Source organism: Cobetia sp. 4B (assembly GCF_018831605.1).
GTDB lineage: Bacteria > Pseudomonadota > Gammaproteobacteria > Pseudomonadales > Halomonadaceae > Cobetia > Cobetia amphilecti.
The window spans coordinates 1713798-1734713 of the sequence record NZ_CP059843.1; the positions used below are offsets into that span (position 1 = coordinate 1713798).

The 20916-nt window shown below is 61.9% G+C and carries 17 protein-coding genes and 1 riboswitch; of the genes, 3 read left to right on the forward strand and 14 right to left on the reverse strand.

Annotated elements, in window-relative coordinates:
- Positions 1–227: 227 nt before the first annotated feature.
- The 7 genes from atzF to H2O77_RS07335 all read right to left on the reverse strand — a co-directional run bounded on the left by atzF (position 228) and on the right by H2O77_RS07335 (position 10565).
- Complete coding sequence (gene atzF, locus H2O77_RS07305) at positions 228–2060, reverse strand: allophanate hydrolase (RefSeq protein ID WP_240548742.1); 1833 nt, start codon at positions 2058–2060, stop codon at positions 228–230.
- Positions 2060–5899 (reverse strand): urea carboxylase, encoded by a 3840-nt coding sequence (gene uca / locus H2O77_RS07310; protein ID WP_215824283.1) that lies wholly within the window; start codon positions 5897–5899, stop codon positions 2060–2062. The genes atzF and uca overlap by 1 nt, the downstream gene beginning before the upstream one ends.
- 163 nt (positions 5900–6062) lie before the next feature.
- Positions 6063–6773 carry an urea amidolyase associated protein UAAP2 gene (locus H2O77_RS07315; RefSeq protein WP_215824284.1) on the reverse strand — a complete coding sequence of 237 codons (711 nt, stop codon included), beginning with the start codon at positions 6771–6773 and terminating at the stop codon, positions 6063–6065.
- A gap of 90 nt (positions 6774–6863) precedes the next feature.
- Complete coding sequence (locus H2O77_RS07320; RefSeq protein WP_215824285.1) at positions 6864–7622, reverse strand: urea amidolyase associated protein UAAP1; 759 nt, start codon at positions 7620–7622, stop codon at positions 6864–6866.
- Entirely contained in the window at positions 7606–8487 is an 882-nt protein-coding gene (locus H2O77_RS07325) for an ABC transporter ATP-binding protein (protein WP_215824286.1), read from the reverse strand. The genes H2O77_RS07320 and H2O77_RS07325 overlap by 17 nt, the downstream gene beginning before the upstream one ends.
- Entirely contained in the window at positions 8484–9308 is an 825-nt protein-coding gene (locus H2O77_RS07330) for an ABC transporter permease subunit (protein ID WP_043332237.1), read from the reverse strand. Before H2O77_RS07330 ends, H2O77_RS07325 begins: the two co-directional genes overlap by 4 nt.
- A gap of 108 nt (positions 9309–9416) precedes the next feature.
- Positions 9417–10565, reverse strand: a complete 1149-nt coding sequence (locus H2O77_RS07335; RefSeq protein WP_215824287.1) for a putative urea ABC transporter substrate-binding protein — start codon at positions 10563–10565, stop codon at positions 9417–9419.
- Positions 10566–10618: 53 nt separating this feature from the next.
- Positions 10619–10727, reverse strand: a riboswitch (guanidine-I (ykkC/yxkD leader).
- A 270-nt stretch (positions 10728–10997) separates the two neighbouring features.
- Here H2O77_RS07335 and H2O77_RS07340 point away from each other — a divergent pair.
- The gene (locus H2O77_RS07340; protein WP_215824288.1) at positions 10998–12599 is read left to right on the forward strand and encodes a DUF262 domain-containing protein; all 1602 of its coding nucleotides are present in this window, start codon (positions 10998–11000) and stop codon (positions 12597–12599) included.
- A gap of 510 nt (positions 12600–13109) precedes the next feature.
- A complete protein-coding gene (locus H2O77_RS07345; RefSeq protein WP_240548743.1) occupies positions 13110–14348 on the forward strand; it encodes a histidinol-phosphate transaminase in 1239 nt (412 codons plus the stop codon).
- Between the two features lie 78 nt (positions 14349–14426).
- Here the strand turns inward: H2O77_RS07345 and H2O77_RS07350 are convergent, their stop codons facing one another.
- Together H2O77_RS07350 and H2O77_RS07355 are read right to left on the reverse strand one after the other, a co-directional pair.
- Entirely contained in the window at positions 14427–14840 is a 414-nt protein-coding gene (locus tag H2O77_RS07350; RefSeq protein WP_215824289.1) for a DUF6691 family protein, read from the reverse strand.
- Positions 14837–15295, reverse strand: a complete 459-nt coding sequence (locus tag H2O77_RS07355; RefSeq protein ID WP_215824290.1) for a YeeE/YedE family protein — start codon at positions 15293–15295, stop codon at positions 14837–14839. Before H2O77_RS07355 ends, H2O77_RS07350 begins: the two co-directional genes overlap by 4 nt.
- A 139-nt stretch (positions 15296–15434) precedes the next feature.
- On the opposite strand from H2O77_RS07355, the gene H2O77_RS07360 reads away from it, so the two are divergent.
- Entirely contained in the window at positions 15435–16346 is a 912-nt protein-coding gene (locus H2O77_RS07360) for a LysR family transcriptional regulator (RefSeq protein ID WP_165873919.1), read from the forward strand.
- A gap of 141 nt (positions 16347–16487) precedes the next feature.
- Here the strand turns inward: H2O77_RS07360 and H2O77_RS07365 are convergent, their stop codons facing one another.
- The 5 genes from H2O77_RS07365 to H2O77_RS07385 all read right to left on the reverse strand — a co-directional run bounded on the left by H2O77_RS07365 (position 16488) and on the right by H2O77_RS07385 (position 20859).
- Positions 16488–17237 (reverse strand): 2OG-Fe(II) oxygenase, encoded by a 750-nt coding sequence (locus H2O77_RS07365; RefSeq protein WP_215824291.1) that lies wholly within the window; start codon positions 17235–17237, stop codon positions 16488–16490.
- 263 nt (positions 17238–17500) lie between these two features.
- Positions 17501–18289, reverse strand: a complete 789-nt coding sequence (locus H2O77_RS07370; protein WP_156961859.1) for a CmcJ/NvfI family oxidoreductase — start codon at positions 18287–18289, stop codon at positions 17501–17503.
- A 183-nt stretch (positions 18290–18472) separates the two neighbouring features.
- On the reverse strand, positions 18473–18793 hold the full coding sequence (locus H2O77_RS07375) for a multidrug efflux SMR transporter (protein ID WP_043332225.1): 321 nt from the start codon (positions 18791–18793) through the stop codon (positions 18473–18475).
- Between the two features lie 14 nt (positions 18794–18807).
- Positions 18808–19260 (reverse strand): multidrug efflux SMR transporter, encoded by a 453-nt coding sequence (locus H2O77_RS07380; RefSeq protein ID WP_084589279.1) that lies wholly within the window; start codon positions 19258–19260, stop codon positions 18808–18810.
- Between the two features lie 189 nt (positions 19261–19449).
- Complete coding sequence (locus tag H2O77_RS07385) at positions 19450–20859, reverse strand: NAD(P)/FAD-dependent oxidoreductase (protein WP_215824292.1); 1410 nt, start codon at positions 20857–20859, stop codon at positions 19450–19452.
- Positions 20860–20916: the final 57 nt, after the last annotated feature.

Genomic DNA, 20916 nt, shown 5'->3' on the forward strand with positions numbered 1-20916 from the left:
GGCGATGGGTCTGGTCATGCGGAAGGCCAGAGACAGCTGCCGGGCCACTCATGCAGGCCACGTGTTCGACACATTCAGGCCACGCACGCAAGCGTCATACTGAAACGCCCCGCGACCGTTCATCCGGTCGCGGGGCGTTTCGTTTCAGATCTGTTGCTCTTTGTCTTGTGGTGCAGGGCGGCTGAGGGTTATGGATCAGAGGTTGCGGATCAGGGGTTACGGCGCGCTTACTCGCGCTCGACCCACGCCTTCCAGCCGCCGTACTCGCTGATGTCCGTCATCGGCACGCCGCTGTCAGCGGACACCGAGCAGATGAAGCCCGCGACCCAGCGGCCATCTTCGAGTTCGATCTGGCCCAGTCCCAGCGGGAAGGGGATGCCGGCGAGGAAGCTGCCGACACTGCCGATGGGCAGAGACCAGACCTCCAGCGCGATGCTGGTGCCGTCTTGCGGGGCACGCAGCATGGCCGGTTTGGCGGGTGTCGCGTCATCCAGTTGATAGAGTCGGTAGCTCGGGGCGCTGTGAGTGCGGGCGACCAGACGGGCATCGCGCTGGGTGAGCTGATGATTGAGCGGCATGCCACTGAGGTGCGCACCACAGACGGCGAGCTCGAGTCGGCCATTGGCCGCCGCGGGCAGCTGGCTTTCCGCGAGGCGCGCCTGAGGACGGGCGACGGCGCTGGCACCCAGCGGCAGCGCGAATTCGTGCTCGAGCAGACGCGCGATGCTGAGCAGCTGCAGGTCTTCGAAGGCCGGCGCGAACAGCGTCACGCCCCCCGGCAGACCCTGGCGGTTGAAGCCCACCGGCACGGCCAGCGCGCTGAGATCCAGCAGGTTCATGAAGTTGGTCCAGGTGCCCAGCTCCGAATTGACCGCGATCGGCGCCTCGGCCAGCTCCGCCTTGGTCGGCAGGCGCGGCGTGGTCGGTGCCAGCATCACGTCCACCTGCGCCAGCAGCGCCTCGCCCTGACGGCGGTATTCGGCCAGCTGATAGCGCGCATCGAAGGCATCGACGGCCAGAGGCGTGGCACCGCCGAGGGTGATCTCGCGGGTTACCGGGTGCAGCGCCTCGGGATTGCGCTCGATCAGTTCGCGCACCGCGTGATAGCGCTCCGCCACCCAGGGGCCTTCATACAGCAGGCGCGCGGCGGCCAGCAGCGGGCTGCAATCCAGCTCGACCAGCTCGGCCCCCAGCGCCTTGCACTGGCGCATCGCGGCTTCCATGTAGCCGCTGTAATCGCTGTCGGTATGCCACTGAGCTCGCGGCGGCACGCCGATGCGCAGCCCAGCCAGGTCTGGCAGCACGCCATAGGCCTGGCCGTGAACGCTGAAGTCATGCTCGCGCGCCCAGCGGTTGTCGGCATCGAACTGTGCGGTGACGGACAGCACCTTCGCGGCATCATCGCAGCCCAGCGCGAAGATGGAGATGGTATCCAGCGTCGCGCAGGCCGGTACCACACCGCCTGCGCTGAGCAGGCCAAGCGTCGGCTTCACGCCGACCAGATTGTTGAAGCAGGCCGGAACCCGCCCGGAACCCGCCGTGTCCGTGCCCAGCGCGAAGCTGACCTGGCCCTGGGCGGTGACGACGGCGGAGCCACTGCTGGAGCCACCCGGCACATAGGCGGGGTCGAAGGCATTGGCCGGGGTGCCGTAGACCGGCAGGGCGCGTTCACCGACCAGGCCGGTGGCGAACTGGTCCAGATTGGTCTTGCCCATCGGAATCGCGCCTGCTGCGATCAACTGCTTGACCACGAAGGCATCATCGCTCGGCGTGTAGGCAAAGTCCGGGCAACCGGCGGTGGTGGTCACGCCGGCGAGATCGATATTGTCCTTGATCGCGAAGGGAATGCCGTAGAGCGGCAGCGACTCGGACGCCACGTCGTCCAGACGTGCCAGATAGGGTTCCAGCTGCTGTGCTGACAGGCGGGTGATCCAGGCGGCGTCGGTCTCGGCCTGCGCGGCCAGCAGCTCGTCCACCAGTTGGCGCGGCGTCATCTCACCGGCCTGATAGGCCTTGCTCAGCGCCGTGATGCTCAGGTTGAGCGGGGTATGGGTCATCATCACAGCGTCTCCTCGGAGGACAGGGTCGATTGGGCGTTGTCTGATGCGCTGGCATCAGCGGAATCCGTGGCTTCCACGGCGGTCGACAGCACGATCAGCGGTTGGCCGGGGGCGACGCCGCTGCCTTCCTTGATCGGCAGGCGCACGACACGGCCAGCGGTGTGGGTGCGAATCTCGACTTCCATCTTCATCGACTCGACCAGCGCCACCACCTGGCCGGCCTCGACGTCATCGCCCTCGGCGACTTCCAGCTTCCACAGGCTGCCGGTGACCGGCGTCTCGATGCCCAGCTCGTCATCACTCAGGCTGTCGGCTTCCTGCACCTCGTTGATCTGATCCTCGAAGGTGAACTGGCCGCGCGCATGCCAGTCGTCGATTTCCTGCTGGAAGGCGGCTTGGCGACGTTCGCGGAAGGCATCGGTCTCGGCCTGGTGTTCGGCGATCTGTGCTTGATAATCGGCGAGACGGAAGCGGGTCTTCTCGATCTTGAGGTCGTAACGCCCCTGAGGGTGATCACGGCGAATCTGCTCGAGCGCTTCATGGCTGACCGGATGGAAGCGCAGCTGATCGAACACGCGCAGCAGCCACGGGGTGGTGAAGTGTTCGGTGCGGCGATAGCGATTCCACATCTGCAGCGTGCGGCCGACGAACTGATAACCGCCCGGGCCTTCCATGCCATACACGCACAGATAGGCGCCGCCGATGCCCACCGAGTTCTCGGCAGTCCAGGTGCGTGCCGGGTTGTACTTGGTGGTCACCAGCCGCTGGCGCGGGTCCAGCGGCGTGGCCACCGGCGCGCCGAGATAGACATCGCCGAGGCCCATCACCAGATAGCGGGCGTTGAGCACCGTCTCGCGCACTGCCGCCTCATCGGCGAGGCCATTGATGCGGCGAATGAATTCCAGATTGCTCGGGCACCAGGGGGCGTCCGGGCGCACCGAGCGCTGGTACTTGTCGATGGCCTGCTGACACGCCGGGTCATCCCAGGACAGCGGCAGGTGCACAGTGCGCGCCTCGATCTCGATGTCCTCGACATCCTTGAGCGCGACTTCGGCCTGTTCGAGATGCGCCATCAGCGTGGCGAGTGACAGGCTGCGCGGGTCGTAATGCAGTTGCAGCGAGCGAATGCCGGGGGTCATCTCCATCAGGCCGGGCAGGGGGTGCTCCTTGAGCCACAGCATCCAGGCGTGGGCGCGGAAGCGCAGCGCGATATCCAGCTCCATCTGGCCGAATTCGATCAGCAGGAAGTCATCCCCGGCGCGGCGATAGACGATCTGCTCGCCGCCTTGCTCGGCACTGAGGCATTTGAGCACCGGTGAGTCATCGGGGCGCGGACGTTGCGCGGCGATGGCGCTCAGCATGGCGCCGCCGGTCTCCGCCAGGCGCTGTCCCAGAGTGTCGAGCTGGCCACTGGCGAGGGCGGCGATCACGGCGTCCTGCTGCACCTCGATGGTGCGGGCTTCCTCCAGAGTCAGCGCGACGAAGCGGATGCGATCGCCGGCGGCCAGCTGGCCCAGCTTCCAGCGCTCGGCACGCACCACGGTGGCCGGACACACGAAGCCGCCCAGCGACGGGCCGTCCGGACCGAGGATGACCGGCATGTCGCCGGTGAAGTCGATGGTGCCGAAGGCGTAGGCGTTGTCGTGGATATTGGAGGGGTGAAGACCGGCCTCGCCGCCATCGGCGCGCGCCCACTGCGGACGCGGGCCGATCAGCCGTACGCCGGTGCGGCTGGAGTTGTAATGCACTTCCCAGCGGTGGCCGAAGAAGGTGCTGATGTCGTCTTCGGTGAAGAAGTCCGGCGCCCCATGTGGGCCATAGAGCACGCCGATCTGCCATTCGCGGCCTTGTGTCCTGTCTTGAGCGTTCCCGCCTTGTTCATCCGCGACCAAGCTCGCGCCCTGCGGGATCAGCGCCTCGGGCAGCCGGGTCAGGGCGGGCGGGTGGCACTCGGCGAGATCGGCCAGCGGCAGGGTGTCGCCACTGCGCAGCGCACGTCCGGCATGGCCGCCGAACTGGCCCAGGGTGAAGGTCGCGCGCGAGCCCAGATACTGCGGGCAGTCGATGCCGCCGGCGATCAGCAGATAGCCGCGCGCGCCAGCGGCGACCTTGCCCAGACTCAGGGTGCTGCCAGCGGCGATCTCATGTACCTGCCACAGGGCAAGCTCGTGAGTCGCGGCGTCATCAGCGCCGTCTTGCGGTGCTGAAACGGACAGCGTGGCGGGCAGCGGCGCGCCGGCCAGCACCACGCGCGTGGCGCGGTGGAAGTGCAGCGTCGGGCCATTGAGGGTGATTTCGAGGCCTGCGGCATCGGCGGCATTGCCCAGCAACGCATTGCCGAGACGGAAGGCGTAGTCATCGAAGGGGCCGGAGGGCGGCACGCCCACATCCCAGTGGCCCAGGCGACCCGGCATGTCCTGCACGGTGGTCAGAGTGCCGGGGACGAGTACCTCGAAGGTCGGCGCGGCCCACTCGAGGCCTTCCAGCCAGCGGGTGTAGATCTCGACATTGATGAAGCGCGGGTCTTCCAGCAGGTGCGACAGCCACTGACGGTTGGTCTCGATGCCGTAGAGGCGAGAGGCCGCCAGTGCCTTGGAGAGGTCGCCGCGCGCCTGCTCACGGGTCGGGGCGTGCACCATCACCTTGGCCAGCATCGGGTCGAACCAGGCGGGTACCTCGAAGCCGGCCTCGATGGAGTGATCCACCCGCAGCTGGCTGTCGTCGGCGAGGGCGGCGGACACGGCGTCATTGGCGAACTCCACCTCGGTGAGCAGGCCGCTGGAAGGGCGGAAGTCGTGCTGCGGATTCTCGGCATAGACACGTGCCTGCATGGCGTGGCCGCGGGGAGTCAGCGGCGCGACCAGCTCGCGCAGATTGCCCAGCTCACCGGCGCCCAACTTGAGCATCCAGGCGACGATGTCCACGCCCCACACAAGTTCGGTGACACCGTGCTCGACCTGCAGACGCGTATTGACCTCCAGGAAGTAGAAGGCCTGACGCTCGGCGTCATAGATGAATTCGACGGTGCCGGCGCTGCGGTAATTGACGGCCTCGCCCAGGCGGATGGCGGTGGCGATCATGTCTTCGCGAACGTGCTCGGGCAGGTTGGGTGCCGGGCATTCCTCGATGACCTTCTGATGGCGGCGCTGACTGGAGCAGTCGCGCTCGCCAAGGGCGATCACCGTGCCTTCGCCATCGCCGAACAGCTGCACTTCAAGGTGACGGGCGCGGGCGATGTACGCCTCGAGGAAGACGCCACCATCACCGAAGTTGCGCTCGCCCAGGCCCTTGACCGAATCGAAGGCGCGGGTAAGGGAGGCTTCGTCGTCACAGACCTGCATGCCGATGCCGCCGCCGCCGGCGGTGGACTTGAGCATCACCGGATAGCCGATACGGGCGGCCTCGCTCAGTGCGCTCTCGACGTCGTCCAGCAGGCCGGTGCCGGGCACCAGCGGCACGCCGGCGTTCTCGGCGATGGTGCGCGCTTCGTGCTTGAGGCCGAAGGCGTGGATCTGCTCGACGGTCGGGCCGAGGAAGACAAGGCCGGCGGCGTCACAGGCCTGGATGAAGCGGGTGTTCTCGGACAGGAAACCATAGCCCGGGTGCACGGCCTGGGCGCCACTCTCGCGGGCGATGGCGATCAGCTTGTCGATGTCGAGATAGGTCTCGGCGGCGGCACCTTCGCCGAGGCTGTAGGCTTCATCGGCCTCGCGCACGAAGGGGGATTCACGGTCGGCTTCTGCGTAGACGGCGACGCTCTGGACACCGAGGGCACGCAGCGTGCGCTGGATTCGGGTGGCGATGGCGCCACGGTTGGCAATCAGGACCTTGTGGAACATGACGGAGTCATCCTTCCGGCGGCGGGTCGTCCCGCCTTCAAACTGTGAGCTGCCGGTCGTCCGGTAGCCGGGCAGAGCCTCGGGGGCTGACGAGTGATGCAAGAGAGATGACATCGTCAGGCGGGGCTCGGCCTATCTTGTCGTGTGCTTGTGTGACGGCGGCTCAACCTAGCGGCGAGTCGCTGATGCGGATGGCGACCGGTGTCGGGTCGTAGCCATTGCAGGGGTTGTTGAGCTGCGGGCAGTTGGAGAGCAGCACGTAGACGTCACGCTCGGCGACCATCTCGACGTACTTGCCCGGGCCGGACAGGCCGTCCTCGAAGCTCAGGCCGCCATCGGCGGTGACCGGCACGTTCATGAAGAAGTTGATGTTGTGGCCGATGTCGCGCTTGGTCAGGTCGTACTTCGGGTAGCGGGCGATGGCCAGCATCCAGTTGTCGCGACAGGAGTGCATGTGGCGCTTCTCCAGGTCGTAACGCACGGTGTTGGACTCGCTGGAGCAAGCGCCGCCCAGGGTGTCATGCCGACCGCAGGTATCGCCGGTGATGGTCAGCAGCGCACGGCCACGCGTGGAATAGAGCACCGTGCCGGTGGTCAGGTAGACCTTGCCCTGCTCGCGCACGGTGTCCATCGCGCTGTAGCGCTCGGCGGTGTCGTCGGCGGAGAAGAACAGGGTGTCGGCGGCCTGATTGCCGTGCAGGTCGGTGATACGCAGGTGCTGGCCGGCGCGGACCAGGCCGATGAAGTGATCGCCGGCCTCGACGGTGCGCTCAAGCTCGCGCGGCTGCTGTGCGGGGTCGGCGTAGCTCAGCGGGGCACCGTCAGTCGCGGCTGGGGTGTGGGAATGTGGGTGTTCGAGTGTCGAGGTGCACATGGGGATGTCCTTTGTCCTTGTCATCTGGGGCGTCGTTTCCAGTTGCCACGAGCCAGTCGGCGTGGCGTCCGTCTGCTGTCGGGGGACGCCTCAGCCCGCCAGGTGATAGAGCTGGTTGTTGGCGTAGGCGCGGGCATTCTCGGGGCGCGACAGATAGCAGGCGTCGTGCTCATCCATCGGCGTCGCGGTGCCGAAGGTCATGTCCACGCCGCGCAGCGGATAGTCCTCGGCGGGGTCCAGCGGATGCGGACAGGTGTGCAGCATGACGAGGGTGTCCATCTCGAAGCGCAGGGTGACGCTGTCGCCGGCGGCGCAGTGGTCCGCGACGTAGTGCAGGTTGGCGTCTTCATCGGCGCGCACGCGGGAGAACAGGTTGAGGTTGGCGCACAGATCGCGCTCGCCCAGACCGTACTTGGCCATCTCGATCAGCAGGCTGTCGTGACCGCTGGGCGTGAAGTCATTGAAGGCTTGCTGATAGGCCTTCTTGTGCCAGCCCTTGGCGGCGAAGTGATGCTCCATCAGGTTGCCGCTGGCGCTGTCATGCCAGCCGAGATCGTCCTGGATGATGGAGGCGAAGATACGGCCCATGTCGGAATACAGGCAGTGGCCTTCGGTGAGGCGGAAGGTGTGCTGCCCCTTGAGAGTATCCGGCAGATTGAGGCGCTCAAGCGTATCCAGCGGGTTGTACATCACCAGGCCGACATTGGCGTTGGCCTCGCTCGCGGTCAGCTTGAGCGCGCTGCCACGCGGCATGCGCATCGACCAGTGATGGCCGCCGGGCAGATGGGTCTGATACTTGGCGGTGAAGCTGGCGCGGGCGGCGGTTGCGGCATCAAGCGGTATGTTCATTGAATTGGCCTCCGGTGAGAGTGGCTTGGGAAACGGAGTGGGCTGGTGTCGTCAGCGCTTCGTGCTCGGGCGTCGGTTGGCCAGAGCCCGTTTGGACAGAGCCCGGCTGGTCAGAGCCCGGCTGCTGGGACGACGCCTTGGTCTTGCTACGCTCGGTGGGCAGGTCATAGGTGATGGTCGAGCCATAGGCCTGCGGGGCCTGCGCATCGACACGCACCTTGTCGAACACCCAGACACGCGAGCCCAGCTCGAAGGCTTCTTTCAGGTCGTGGGTGATCATGAAGATGGTTAGCTGCTGTTCTTCCCACAGGCGCAAAATCAGCTGGTGCATGTCCTTGCGAATCCCCGGGTCCAGCGCGCCGAAGGGCTCATCCAGCAGCAGGATGCGCGGCTTCATCATCAGCGCCTGGGCGATGGCGAGGCGCTGCTGCATGCCGCCGGACAGCTCATGCGGGTACTTGTCCAGTGCGTGGGACAGGCCGACTTCTTCCAGGCGCGCTTCGGCGGCGACCCGCGCTTCACGGCGCTTGGCCCCGAACAGCTTGCCGGTCAGTGGGGCACGTGCGAGCTCCTCGGCCATGATCACGTTGCCCAGCACAGTGAGGTGCGGGAAGACGGAATACTTCTGGAAGACGATGCCGCGGTCCGGGCCCGGCTCGCCGGGGATGGGCTTGCCATCGAGCAGCAGCTCACCGCGCGAGACGCCCTCGGTGCCCAGCAGCAGCTTGAGGAAGGTGGTCTTGCCGCAGCCGGAGGCGCCGACCAGAGTGATGAATTCTCCGGCCTCGACGGTCAGGTTCATGCGTTCCAGCACGACCTGCTGGCCGTAGTGCTTCTCGAGACCCTTGGCGTGGATCAGGCTCATGATTGGCTCTCCTCAGCGTGGTACCAGGGGAAGGCGCGGGTCGAGACGAGCACCAGCAGACGGTCGAGCAGGAAGGCCAGCAGCGTGATCCAGGCCACGTAGGGCAGGATGACGTCCATCGCCAGATAGCGACGCACCAGGAAGATGCGGTAGCCGAGGCCGTCCTGGGCAGCGATGGCTTCCGCGGCGATCAGGAACAACCAGGCGCTGCCGAGTGCCAGGCGCGTGGCGCTCAGAAGGCGCGGGGTCAGCTGGGGCAGCAGTACGCGGGTCAGCACCTGCCAGGAGCTGGCGCCCAGCGTCTGGGCCTTGATCAGCTGCTCATCGGGCAAGCGCAGGGCCTGATTCTGCAGGTCGCGAATCAGGAAGGGCGTGATGCCGATGACGATCAGCGCGATCTTGGCCAGCTCGCCGGTACCGAAGGCGATGAACAGGATCGGTAGAATCGCCATCGGCGGAATCAGGGACAGCACGGTGATCAGCGGTGACAGCTTGGCACGCAGCAGCGGCAGGCCACCGGTGAGCAGGCCGACGGTCAGGCCGATCAGCGCACTGATCAGCACGCCGGCCAGCAGGCGTTCGAGACTGGCGAAGGTGTCGGTCCACAGCGGCAGGTCGCCGGTGCGCACGTTGACCTCGGTGGCCAGTCGCGAGAACGACTCGCCCATGGCGGCGAAGGACGGCAGCAGGCGGTCATTCGGGTTGTCGAGCAGTCGCTGGTTGGACTGCACGATGTAGAGGATGGCCAGTAGCGCGAAGGGCAGGCCACCGAGCAGCCAGCGGCCACCACGGGAGGGTGTCAGATTGATCAGGCGTTTCATGCGCGGGCTCCACGGGTGCGAACGAGGGTGCGGTCGAGGAAGGCGGTCGGTTCACGTTCCGCGAGGCAGGCTGCCCCGCGGAGCGTGTGCGGCATCCACCGCGTGGCGTTACTGGCTGTCGGCCAGTGCGGCGGTGTAGCTCGGGTCGAAGCGAAGCATCACGTTGCCTTCATTGCCGATGACGCCGGCGGGGGTCTCGATACCGATGAAGCCGGCATCCGGGGCGCCTTCGCCCAACAGGCCCTGCGCGAAGCTGAAGTCGGCGATGTGCTGCATGGTGTCCTTGAGGCTCGGCGCATTGAAGGCGGCCACGGCCTCGGCGGGGGTGTAGTACATGTGGGTCGCGGCCAGCTGGGACTGATAGCCGGCGAGGTCGGTGCCGGCGGCATCGGCCATCTGGGAGAGGGCGGCTTCGTCACCGGCCTTCATCTTCTCCATCACCTCATACCAGGCTCCGACCAGTGCGTGGCCGAAGTCCGGGTTGTCCTTCAGCGTCTGGGTATTGACGACCATCAGGTCGAGAATCTCGCCGGGAATGTCGCTGGAATTGAAGACTTCGGTGTAGCCGGGCATCTCCTTGAGCGTGGCCAGCTGCGGGTTCCAGGTCACCACTGCCTGGGTGTCGGTGTTGCTGGCCAGCGCCACGATGTCGGCATCGCCGGTATTGGTGGTGGTCAGGTCGCGCTCGCTCATGCCGACGCTGTCCAGCGCGCGTGCCAGCAGGTAGTGGGAGACACTGAACTGCACCAGATTGACCTCGCGGTCCTTCAGGGACTCGATGGAATCGCCGTCGCGCACCATCACGCCGTCGTTGCCATCGGAGTAGTCGCCCAGAATCAGCGCGGTGGAATCGACGCTGCTGGCGGCGGGGAGGGTGAGGGCGTCCATGTTGGTCATGGCACAGCCATCGACATTGCCGGAGGTGTACTGATTGATGGACTCGACGTAATCGTTGACCTGCACCACATCGATATTGATGTCGTACTTCTTGGCCCACTTGTCGACGATGCCCTGGGTGTCCGCGTATTCCCACGGCATCCAGCCGGCATACACCGACCAGCACACGCTGAAGGAATCCTGCGCCATGGCCTGCGGGCTCAGCGATGCGCCAAGCAGCAGGGCGCCGGCCAGCGCAGCACGTCTGGAAGCGTTTCGGGAAACGGCGGATGAAGCAGATGAGACAGCAGCGGATGACACCTGGGCGCTGGCATCCGAGGGGGAAGTCGCGGACTGGGAAAGGCGAGTGAGCTGGGTCATTGTCGTTATCTCCGGCGGAAAAAGTGAGAGGCGCCGACCTTTACAGGCTTTGCGTCTCCCGGGCTTTTGTCCCGCCGTGTAACCCCCAGCTTGGAGGTCGAGTGCTCTCGGACCAGTCGTGACTGCTATCAGCCAGTCACCGGAACCCTAGCGCTCCATTGGTGTAGATTTTCGATTGTTGTATGCCTATCGGTGCCTCGGTGAGTCTCTAGCAGGAAGCGTGCCAAATAATTAAATTCTTTTTGCAGCAGTCACTTGATGGTTGGAAGTGTTGGTGATGCGCTTGAAAAGGTTGAATGATATGCACCAGGAAAAGAAATTCTTGAATTTTCTGCACAAATTTGGTGAAATTTAAAATGTTGATTATAATTAACAAGCATGTTAAGGGTAGTTTGAGCTCGTTTTTTTATTACTTATAACAAGGATGTTATTATGTCAGGTAATGTAGCTACTAGGCTTGAAACAGGAACGCCATTTCTGCGAGACTTAATCGCAGATATTAATTCTGGGCAAATTAAAGTCCCACAATTTCAACGCCAGTTTGTATGGAAGGAAGATCAAGCCCTAAAGCTTCTTGACTCTATTGCTAACAATTATCCCGTCGGAAGCTTACTCTTGTGGAGAACTAAAAACACATTGGCAGTTGAGCGAGACATAGGCGCATTTAAGTTGCCCGAAACTGATGATATGACTCCTACAGACTATGTCCTGGATGGTCAGCAAAGGTTAACTGTTATATATTCAGCGTTAGGGGTGTCTGAAGGGCATGAAGGTTTCAATGCCGTTTATGACTTGAATGAAAAGTGCTTTCTGGAAGCATTTGAAGATTTTAATCAAACACAGTTCCCACTTCGAATAATTTATAACACTACAAAGTTGTTGAATTTTAGGTCTGGCTTAGTTAGCTATCCGAATGGTGAGGAATTGCAAAAAAACTTGGACTCACTTATTGATGTAGTGACCAACTATAGAATTCCGGTTGTTACTCTTAAAGAACTTACGGTTGAAGAGGTGTGTCCTATTTTCGAAAGGATAAATAGCTCAGGTACGCGTTTATCAACTTACGATCTTATGGTTGCAGCCACCTGGAATGAAAGTTTTGATTTAAATGAAGAAGCACAGAAAATAGCATTATCGCTCAAGCCAAAAGGGTTTGATGATATTGATGGAAACTTAGTGCTCAAGTGTCTTTCATCCATTCAGTTTAAAGGGATCAAAAAAGAACAGGTTCTATCTCTAAGGAATATATCTAAAGAGGAGATGGATAAATTAGTAGAGCTCACAAAATCTGCCTTATTGAAGACCGTAGATTTGCTTAAGACTGAGTTTAAAATATATAGTTGGGATTTTTTGCCATATGAAGCTGTCGCTGTAATAATTGCTTATGTTTATTCTAAAAGAAAAACTCTTAGCAAAGAGGATATTTGTAGAATTAGAAAATGGTTTTGGATTAGCGCTTTCTCAGAGAGATACCGAGGAGCTTCTGAATCATTTGTTTCTCAAGATCTAGAAGCAATTGATGCATATATAGTTAATGGAGAAGAGCCACAGAAATCTTTTGGGAATTTACCCAAGACCGACACGTTTAAAAAATTAGCATTCCGTAGTAATAACTCTAGGTCACGTGCGTTGATCATATTGTTGGCACTAAAGTCTCCAAGAAATATTACTAACGGAGCGCTGATTGATACTGAAGTAGCACTTTCAGAGTATAATAAAAAACAGTTCCACCATGTTTACCCCAAGGCATATTTAAAAAGAGCAGGTGTGCAAGGTGAACATAATAGTTTGGCAAATTTCTGTATGCTTGCTGCTTCAGAAAATAATATTATTAGTGATGATCATCCTAATGAATATCTACCTAGATTGGTTGAAGAGTTAGGAGCTGAAGCTAAGCGTATTTTTGAATCTAATTACTTGCCTAGCCCAGACACAGTTGATTATTCTAAGCTAAGTTACTCAGAGTTTTTGGATTTAAGGTCTGAGTTAATGATGTCAGATATTAGCAAGCTTGCTGATGGTGAAAGTATATAGTTGTAAAAGTTCCCGCAGGCCCCAGAATGCAAGCGACAGAGGGGACTATGATAATGGGTTGGGAGTGGCCCAGCTCAGCCCTATTCAGCTCGTACTACGCGAGTTGGCAAAACAGTTGAATCTGCCGCTGGTGGATGGCAACGGCAATCCGCATAACACCCGTCAGCTGGGTAGCCTGGTCATCAGGGAGATTGCTCAGGAATCTACTGGATGATTCAGCTTTGAATGGTATTCAAGACGCCGGCCAGTGGCCGGCGTCTTCGTGTCATGAGCAGTTTATTTATCTGCTTTATCGGGTGCTCACAATGCAGCGTGCGACTTTCCCAAGGGGTTGCCCTTGCCGCGGCGCATGGTTGCGCGATCCGGCGCGTCGTTTCATTGTGCCTCTCACCAAAGTCTTATACGTTGGTGGTGCTTTATTAGCACATACAAAAACAAGGCTTGCTCCCGATGACCCGTGTGGTTTCACACGAGGGGGGAAGGGCAGCAGCGACAGACAAAGGACACACGATGACAGACGTAGTCGAGAAGGATATGCAGGAGTCTTCTGAGGTTCAGGCGGTTGAGAAGGGCTCTCCATCATCGCGTTCGCGTCGTGGTTTCCTGGGCATGAGTGGGGCGGCAATTGCCGGGGCGGCGTTGGGTCAGTTCCTGCCGGGTATCCCCAGTGCCTTGGCCAAGGAGACGGCACCTGCGGCGGCGGTGCTCAAGCCTTCCGCCAAGTCTCCGGTGCGACTCAACTACAACGAGAATGCGCTTGGCATGGCACCGTCTGCACAGCGTGCCGCAGCGGCATCCATCCCGCATTCCAATCGGTATCCCTTCGCCCATCTGGGCAAATTGCAGTCCCTGGTGGCGACTCATCACAAGGTGCCGAGCGAGAGCATTCTGTTCACGCCGGGCTCCTCCGATGCGATCCGTGCCAGTGTGCTGGCCCATGCGACTCCCGATACCCAGCTGGTGATTCCCGAGCTGACTTATGGCGATGGCGCCCTGTATGCCGGCTTCTATGACCTCGCCATTCGCAAGGTGCCGTCCTCGCGCGAGGACTGGTCATTCAAGATTTCCGACATGAAGCAGGCCGTGGCCGACCACTCCGGCCCCTCCATCGTCTATCTGGTGAATCCCAACAACCCGACCTCGACCATCATTTCTAGTGATGAACTGGAGGTCTGGGTCAACGACAGCCGCGACGATACGCTGTTCATCATCGATGAAGCCTACGCCGAATTCGTCAATGACCCTGCCTTCCGCTCCGCCGATCATCTGATTGCTGGTGGTGCCAAGAACGTCCTGCTGCTGAAGACCTTCTCCAAGATTCACGCCATGGCAGGCCTGCGTGTCGGCTACGCCGTCGGCGATGTCGATCGTCTCGAGCATGTCTCCCACTACGTCGAAGACGATGCCATGACGCTGTCATACCCTGGCGTGATGGCGGCGACGGCCTCCATGCAGTCGCCGGAGTTTCTGGTCCACAGCAAGCAGAGCAACGATGAAGCGCGCGCCATCTTCACGGCTACGCTCGACGAGCTGGGCTGGGAGTATCTGCCGGGGCAGACCAACTTCGTCTTCCACCGTATTTCCAGGCCGCTGAAGGAATTCCAGACCGCGATGAAGGAACGCCACGTGCTGATCGGTCGCGCCTTCCCGCCGGCCGATGGCTGGTGTCGCATGTCTCTCGGCACACCGGAGGAGATGCACTACGTCGCCGCCGTGCTGCGCGAAATGAAGGCCAAGGGTATCGTCTAGTCGTGACGGACTCCCTTGTAGAAAGATGAAACGCCCGCCATTTGGCGGGCGTTTGCGTTTCAAGGCGGGATTGTCAGATCAGCTGTTGCGCGTCAGGCGGGTGGCCAGCCACCAGCCCAGCAGCATCGTCACCAGAAAGCCCGCCAATGGCAGACTCATGGCGCTGCTGGAGACGATGGCAGGCCCGGGGCAGTAACCGCTCAGCCCCCAGCCGATACCGAACAGGGTCGCGCCGAGCAGCAGGCGGCCATCGATATCGCGACGCGTGGGCAGCTGGAAGCGCTCGCCCAGCAGGGGAGTGCCACGCCGCCAGACGAGGCGGTAGCCGAGGAAGGTGGTGATGACGGCACCACCCAGCACGAAGATCAGCGTGGGGTCCCAGTCTCCGGCCACGTCGAGAAAGCCGACCACACGCGCGGGGTCGGTCATGCCGCTGAGTGTCAGCCCGAGGCTGAAGACCAGCCCGGTGAGAAAGCCGATGACCGTTTTCATGGAGACTCCCCCAGCAGATGTTGGCTCACGAACACCGTCAGCATGGCCACCGTCACGAACACCACCGTGGCCACCAGCGAGCGAGGTGAGAGACGCGCGATACCGCAGACCCCATGACCACTGGTACAGCCGCCGCCGATGCCTGTTCCGATACCTACCAGCAGGCCGGCGAACATCATGCTCAGCACCCCGCTGGCGGGATTGCCGATCAGCGCATCCGTGCTTGCGGCCACATTGCCCCAGTCAAGATTGAGCAGCAAAAGCAGTAGCGGGCCGCTGATCAACCCGAGCACGAAGGCGAGACGCCAGCGGCGGTCCGGGCCTGATTCCAGCAGCGCGCCGCGCGTGATGCCGCTGATACCGGCGATACGTCCCAGAAAGGCCATCAGCATCACTGCCGAGAGACCGATCAAAACGCCACCGGCGAGTCCTTTCATGCTGCTTATCATGTCCATGTCGTTCATCCTCGTGTCGCGATCATCCTGCGGTGCGTCGATGATATGCTCGTGGCTGGCGAGCGCCAACCGGCTGTCTGGCCGCTTGGCTGTACGACAAGGCCGCCGACCTTTCGATGGAGGGCACCGCAGGAGCACCATGAACGAACTGACCCAACGCCTGCGCACCTTTCTCAAGGTGGCGGAGCATCAGAGCTTCAATGTGGCGGCGCGAGAGCTGGATATCGCCAGTTCCACGGCGACGCGTCACGTCAATCATCTGGAGCGCCAGCTGGGCGAGCCGCTGCTGGTGCGCACCACGCGCCATGTACGGCTGTCGCCGGCCGGCGAGCGCGCCCTGATCCGCTTTCGCGCCATTCTGGCCGAGGTGGACCAACTGGAGGATGAGCTGGAAACGCTGAGTGAGCGGGTCGCGGGGCCGCTGCGCATCTCGGTGCCGTGGCGCTATTCACGCCTCTATCTGGCGCCGCTGGTGAGCGAGTTCATGCAGTGCTATCCCGAGGTGGCGCTGGATATCGTCAGCAGCGACCAGCGGGTGGACCTGGTCGAGGACCACTTCGACGTGGCCCTGCGCATCGGCCATCTGGAAGATTCGAGCCTGATCGCGCGCCATATCAGTGATCAGCGCTTCGTGCTGGCTGCCGCGCCGTCCTACCTCGCCGCCCAGCCGCCTATCCATCAGCCACAGGACCTGGAGCAGCACCGTCTGCTGACCTTCAGCTATACCACCGCCAATCATCACTGGCGGCTGGTGCAGGGCGATCGGGAGCATCGCATCTCGGTGCGCGCCCGCGCGCTGCGCACCAACAACGCCGACATTCTCACCCAGGCAGCACTGGGGGGCGCCGGCGTGGTGGTGCAGCCGCTCTGGGCCATCCGGGAAGAGCTGGCAAGTGGCCGCCTGCTGCCGGTGCTGGAGGACTTTCAGGTCACTTCATCGGATTTCGACACCGGTATCCACGTCGTCTTCGCGCGCGAGAATCAGCACAACCCGCGCGTACGTGCCTGGGTCGACTTCCTGCTTGCCCGCCGCGAGCGGTTGTCCTGCTGACATGCCCTGTGAACGACACACAGGAAAACACGAAGGGCCCGGTCTCGAGAGATCGGGCCCTTCGTGTTTTTCAGGCTGCGCTGGGTACTTATCAAGCGGCAACTGCCAAGCGGTGCCTGGCCACTGCTCATCAGGCAGCCATCAATAGAGGATATCGCTGCGGATGATGTACTTGGCACCGTCGCGGATCGGCTCGCTGGCATGCACGCAGTGCTGCGGGTGCGAGCCATGCGGGAAGCACAGTACGCCACCCTTGGGCGTGGAGACCGAGACCTTCTGGATATCATCCTGCGACTGGGCCGGCTTGCCGGGGTCGCGACGGCTGACCAGGAACTCGGTGCGCCCGCCGGTATAACCATTGCTGAGGAAGATGAGGAAGGTGTACTGGCTCATCAGGCCCGGATAGGCGTCCTGGACGATCTCGCCATTGATGACGCGACTGCCCGGCCAGGCACCATCGGTGTGCGGCTTGAAGAAGTCGCCGGCCTCGTAGCGATAGACACGAAAGCGCGCATTGATGCCCTTGGCGCCTTCGCCCTGGATCTGCTCGGTCACCAGCGGCGCCGAACGCTGCCAGATGACCTGATCGACCGCTTCACTGACGACCCAGTTGACGTTGTGGTTGTGGCGTACCGAACGCGGCAGGGAGACGGGCGCATCTTCCTCGAAGCCCATTTCCTCCAGGGCGGCGACGAAGTTGTCGCACTCGGCGGGTGTCAGCACATTGAGTAGCTGGAAGGCACCCGGGACACCCTCGACTTCCTGACGGACCACCTCTGGTGTCGTGTCGGCCTCGAAGAGATCAGACACGTCGCCGTTGTCGGTCCAGATGGGCAGGGGCGTGGGAGAGAAGCCGTGTTCGTGGCGGACGACATGGAAAGACAAGCTCATGGCAAAGCTCCTGAATGACGAAGAATGTGAGACGAGAATCTGGTGGCCGCCAAGCGGTGGCCGCCAGGCCTGCAAGGAGGGAGGCCTGGGCGACGGTCATCTGGTGGCGAGTGCCGATAAGGTCGGGCGAGGGGCGGGCGAGGGGCAGCAACCCGGATGGGCCAGGTGTCTGCCATCTCGACCGCGGCGCTCAGCCGCCACCAACCAGTCATTTTCAACCAGCCGCCACCGACCAGCCGTTATCAACCAGCGGCCGTGACACCTCAGTCGGGATAGCGGACCAATACCCGCGTCTCGAGACTGGTGCGTGTCGGCGCATCGTCGGGCGTATCGAGCAGCTCGGCCGCGGTATGCGCGACCGGCGGCTTGCCGGCGCTGTCGAAGGCATTGAAGACGATGGCTTCGTCGGGGCGCATCTGTGAGGCGAAGTACCAGCGGTGAGCCGGATTGTGCACGAGGCCCTGGATCTGGCCGCAGCGGTCCGGATAGAGGATGTCGATGTTGACCCAGTCCTCGTGTTGCACGCTCTGGGTATCGGCGAAGGCCAGCGGGTCACGTGCGACGGCCTGCTCGACCGGCTGCCAGACATTGACGATGCCGTAGTGGCCGCTCAGCCACTGCTCCGCCTGCTCGGGCGGGAGCAGATCGCGCACGCGCTGCGGTCCAGAGCGCGGCGAGTAGTCGACATGCACATGCTGCGCCGGCACGCGCTCACCCTCGAAGCCGCGCAGGGTGTGGTCGAACACCTGCACCTCACTGACGCCGAGCTGCTGCTTGAGCAATGCCTCGATGGCCGGTGTGTGCAGGCGATCGCGCACCTTGGCATCGCGCACATCGACGGCAAGTTCGGGCGTGTCGAGAAACAGCAGCCCCTGGCAGGCGAAGCTGGGCGGTGTGGCGCGCAGGTCCTGCAGCCTGACACCGCGGCGGTCATGCTCCGGCTCGATACGGCGACCGGTCTCGCCGTTCGGGTCCACCTTGATCTGCAGGCCTTCCGGGCGGTCGAGCTGATAATTGACGAACGCCATGCGGGTAGGGACGGGCGCTGACATGAACGAGACCTCCTTCACGATGGGTTGTCAGAGGATGCCGCAGGACAGGCACTCAGGCGGGTGCCTGCGGTGCCGAGTCCAGGAGGCTGGTTCACGAGGCTAGTGCACTGGCGCGGGCAGAAAAAGGCGCCTGTCGGCAATTGGTTATTGCACATATGGCAATAATCAAGCGCCGACCGACGCTCAATGCCCGCCGGACAGGTGCAGACCAGCGATGGACAGCACGATGACGCCGATGCAGGCCATGCGGCGAAACGAGAAGTGCTCGCGCCAGAACAGCACGCCGATGATGGCGCTGACCACGGTCCCGATGCCGGAGAACACGGCATAGGCGATGCCCAGACTGATGGTGTCCATGGCCAGATACAGCAGGCTCAAGGAGGAGCTGAAGCCCAGCGCGACCAGCAACACGCCCATGCGGCGGTGCTGATTGGCGTACTGGTTGAAACCGGTGACGCCGACGACTTCACAGCAGCCGGCGGCGATCAGATAGACCCAATCCATGACGTCACTCCTGGTCATTCACTGAGGGTGGTCTGCGGTGTGGCACTCGCGCGAGGCTGCTTGTCGGCAGGCGCGCTGGGGGCCGTCTTGAGCACGATGATGCCGATCAGCATCAGCACCACGAAGCCCAGCGTGGACCACTGGAATTCGAGATCGAAGAACAGCAGGTCAGCCACCACCGTCCCCACCGTGCCCAGGCCGACGAAGATGGCGTAGGTGGTGCTGGCGGGCAGTGTCTTGGCGATCTGGGTGACCAGACTCAGGCTGATGATGACCAGCAGCACCGTCAGTGCCCATTCCAGCGGACTGTCGGCGACTTTCAGGCCCGTGGCCCAGCCGATTTCGCACAGGGTCGAGATCAGGAAGTAGAGCGTGATGCGCATGGTGATCGGGTGTCCTTGTGGGGTGTCCTTGTGGGGTGTCGAGAAATACGGCGTTTCATTACCTGTGAGAGACCTGCGTTTCATCAATATCCAACAACCAATACCAGTCTATATGAGTTTTTGTTGATGTTTTGATGCAGGAAAAGGCGGAGGGAGCCCCTCCGCCTGTTGTCCCTCCACCTGCTGCCTGGCAAGTCGTTGGCGCAGCCTTGTTTGGCCAGAGCTCCTTTGAACAAGAGCCCCTTTGAACACGAGCCCTGGTGACCAGGAGCGTCAGGAGGCCAGCGGCGTGGTCGTCGCCTGAATGTCTGATTCCGCATCGGATGGTGTCGCGGCCTCGGCCGGCTGGGCCAGATAGGCTTCCAGCGAGTCATCCATCGCCTCCAGCCACGGCGTGTGATGCCTGGGCGCCAGAGTGCCGGTCATCAAGGAGCGATAGCCGTGATCGCGGAAGGTCATGATGTTCTCGTGCTTGTGATGCTCCCATTCCAGGAAGGTACGATTCACGCCATCGATATCGAAGCTCGGGTAGTCGGTCTCCTCGATCAGCGATTTCACGTAATCGCCCTGGAAGAGAATCATGTCCTCATCACTTTCCAGCGTTTCCTCGCGGGCCCGCCACGCCAGACTGTCTGCACGCATCGCGTCCAATGACGGCAGGGGCAGGGTGCCGAGAATCGCATCACGCACCCACCAGGCCTGGGCATCGAACATGTTGAAGGTGTACCACTGGTCCTGCATGCCGAGATAGAACAGGCGCGGATTCTCTTCCCACGCCACCCCCTTGTAGAGCCCCCGCGGCCACATGCGGTTCTGGGTCTTGAGGCGCAGCGACTCCTCGAGGAACGGGAAGTGGTGCAGATAGCCGGTGCACAGGATGATGGCATCGACGCGCTTGTGGCTGCCGTCACTGAAATAGGCGGTATCGCGATCGACCTTCACCAGCAGCGGCTTCTCTTCCCAGTTGTCCGGCCATTTGAAGCCCATCGGGGCGGTGCGATAGCTGGTGGTGATGCTGCGCGCACCATACTTGTAGCACTGCGAGCCGATGTCCTCGGCGGAATAGCTGCTGCCGAGCAACAGCAGGTCCTTGCCCTTGAATTCCAGTGCATCACGGAAGTCATGGGCATGCAGAATGCGGCCATTGAAGCTCGAGAAACCGGGGAATTCCGGCACATTAGGCGTCGAGAAATGCCCGGAGGCCACGATGACGTGATCGAATCTTTCGCTGGTCACCAGATCGAGCGCCTGGTCATGCACGCTGACCGTGAATTGCTGGCTGGCATCATCGAAGGTGACCTGGCGCACCGGGCAACCGAAGCGGATGTACTTGCGCACGCCGGCCTTCTCGACGCGACCCTTGATGTAGTCGAACAGCACCGCGCGCGGCGGATAGGAGGCGATAGGGCGCCCGAAATGTTCTTCAAAGGAGTAGTCGGCGAATTCGAGACATTCCTTGGGGCCATTCGACCACAGGTAGCGATACATGCTGCCGTGGACCGGCTCGCCGTGGGCATCCAGTCCGGTACGCCAGCTGTAATTCCACAGACCGCCCCAGTCATCCTGCTTTTCGTAACAGACAATCTCGGGAATCTCGATGCCCTTGTCGGCGGCGGATTGAAAGGCACGCAATTGAGCCAGGCCACTGGGTCCTGCACCGATGATCGCGATACGTTGGGTCATGGATACCTTCCTGTTCTTGTTGTGTCTTCATGCGTTATCCGAGGCTTCAGGACGTGG

Bases quoted from the DNA above. Each gene is read 5' to 3' on its own strand.
- H2O77_RS07320 (WP_215824285.1), bottom strand. From the start codon at position 7,622: ATGAACATACCGCTTGATGCCGCAACCGCCGCCCGCGCCAGCTTCACC.
- atzF (WP_240548742.1), bottom strand. From the start codon at position 2,060: ATGATGACCCATACCCCGCTCAACCTGAGCATCACGGCGCTGAGCAAG.
- H2O77_RS07355 (WP_215824290.1), bottom strand. From the start codon at position 15,295: ATGGACATGATAAGCAGCATGAAAGGACTCGCCGGTGGCGTTTTGATC.
- H2O77_RS07365 (WP_215824291.1), bottom strand. From the start codon at position 17,237: ATGAGCTTGTCTTTCCATGTCGTCCGCCACGAACACGGCTTCTCTCCC.
- H2O77_RS07360 (WP_165873919.1), top strand. From the start codon at position 15,435: ATGAACGAACTGACCCAACGCCTGCGCACCTTTCTCAAGGTGGCGGAG.
- uca (WP_215824283.1), bottom strand. From the start codon at position 5,899: ATGTTCCACAAGGTCCTGATTGCCAACCGTGGCGCCATCGCCACCCGA.
- H2O77_RS07340 (WP_215824288.1), top strand. From the start codon at position 10,998: ATGTCAGGTAATGTAGCTACTAGGCTTGAAACAGGAACGCCATTTCTG.
- H2O77_RS07385 (WP_215824292.1), bottom strand. From the start codon at position 20,859: ATGACCCAACGTATCGCGATCATCGGTGCAGGACCCAGTGGCCTGGCT.
- H2O77_RS07375 (WP_043332225.1), bottom strand. From the start codon at position 18,793: ATGGATTGGGTCTATCTGATCGCCGCCGGCTGCTGTGAAGTCGTCGGC.
- H2O77_RS07325 (WP_215824286.1), bottom strand. From the start codon at position 8,487: ATGAGCCTGATCCACGCCAAGGGTCTCGAGAAGCACTACGGCCAGCAG.
- H2O77_RS07370 (WP_156961859.1), bottom strand. From the start codon at position 18,289: ATGTCAGCGCCCGTCCCTACCCGCATGGCGTTCGTCAATTATCAGCTC.
- H2O77_RS07350 (WP_215824289.1), bottom strand. From the start codon at position 14,840: ATGAAAACGGTCATCGGCTTTCTCACCGGGCTGGTCTTCAGCCTCGGG.
- H2O77_RS07315 (WP_215824284.1), bottom strand. From the start codon at position 6,773: ATGTGCACCTCGACACTCGAACACCCACATTCCCACACCCCAGCCGCG.
- H2O77_RS07345 (WP_240548743.1), top strand. From the start codon at position 13,110: ATGACAGACGTAGTCGAGAAGGATATGCAGGAGTCTTCTGAGGTTCAG.
- H2O77_RS07330 (WP_043332237.1), bottom strand. From the start codon at position 9,308: ATGAAACGCCTGATCAATCTGACACCCTCCCGTGGTGGCCGCTGGCTG.
- H2O77_RS07335 (WP_215824287.1), bottom strand. From the start codon at position 10,565: ATGACCCAGCTCACTCGCCTTTCCCAGTCCGCGACTTCCCCCTCGGAT.
- H2O77_RS07380 (WP_084589279.1), bottom strand. From the start codon at position 19,260: ATGAAACGCAGGTCTCTCACAGGTAATGAAACGCCGTATTTCTCGACA.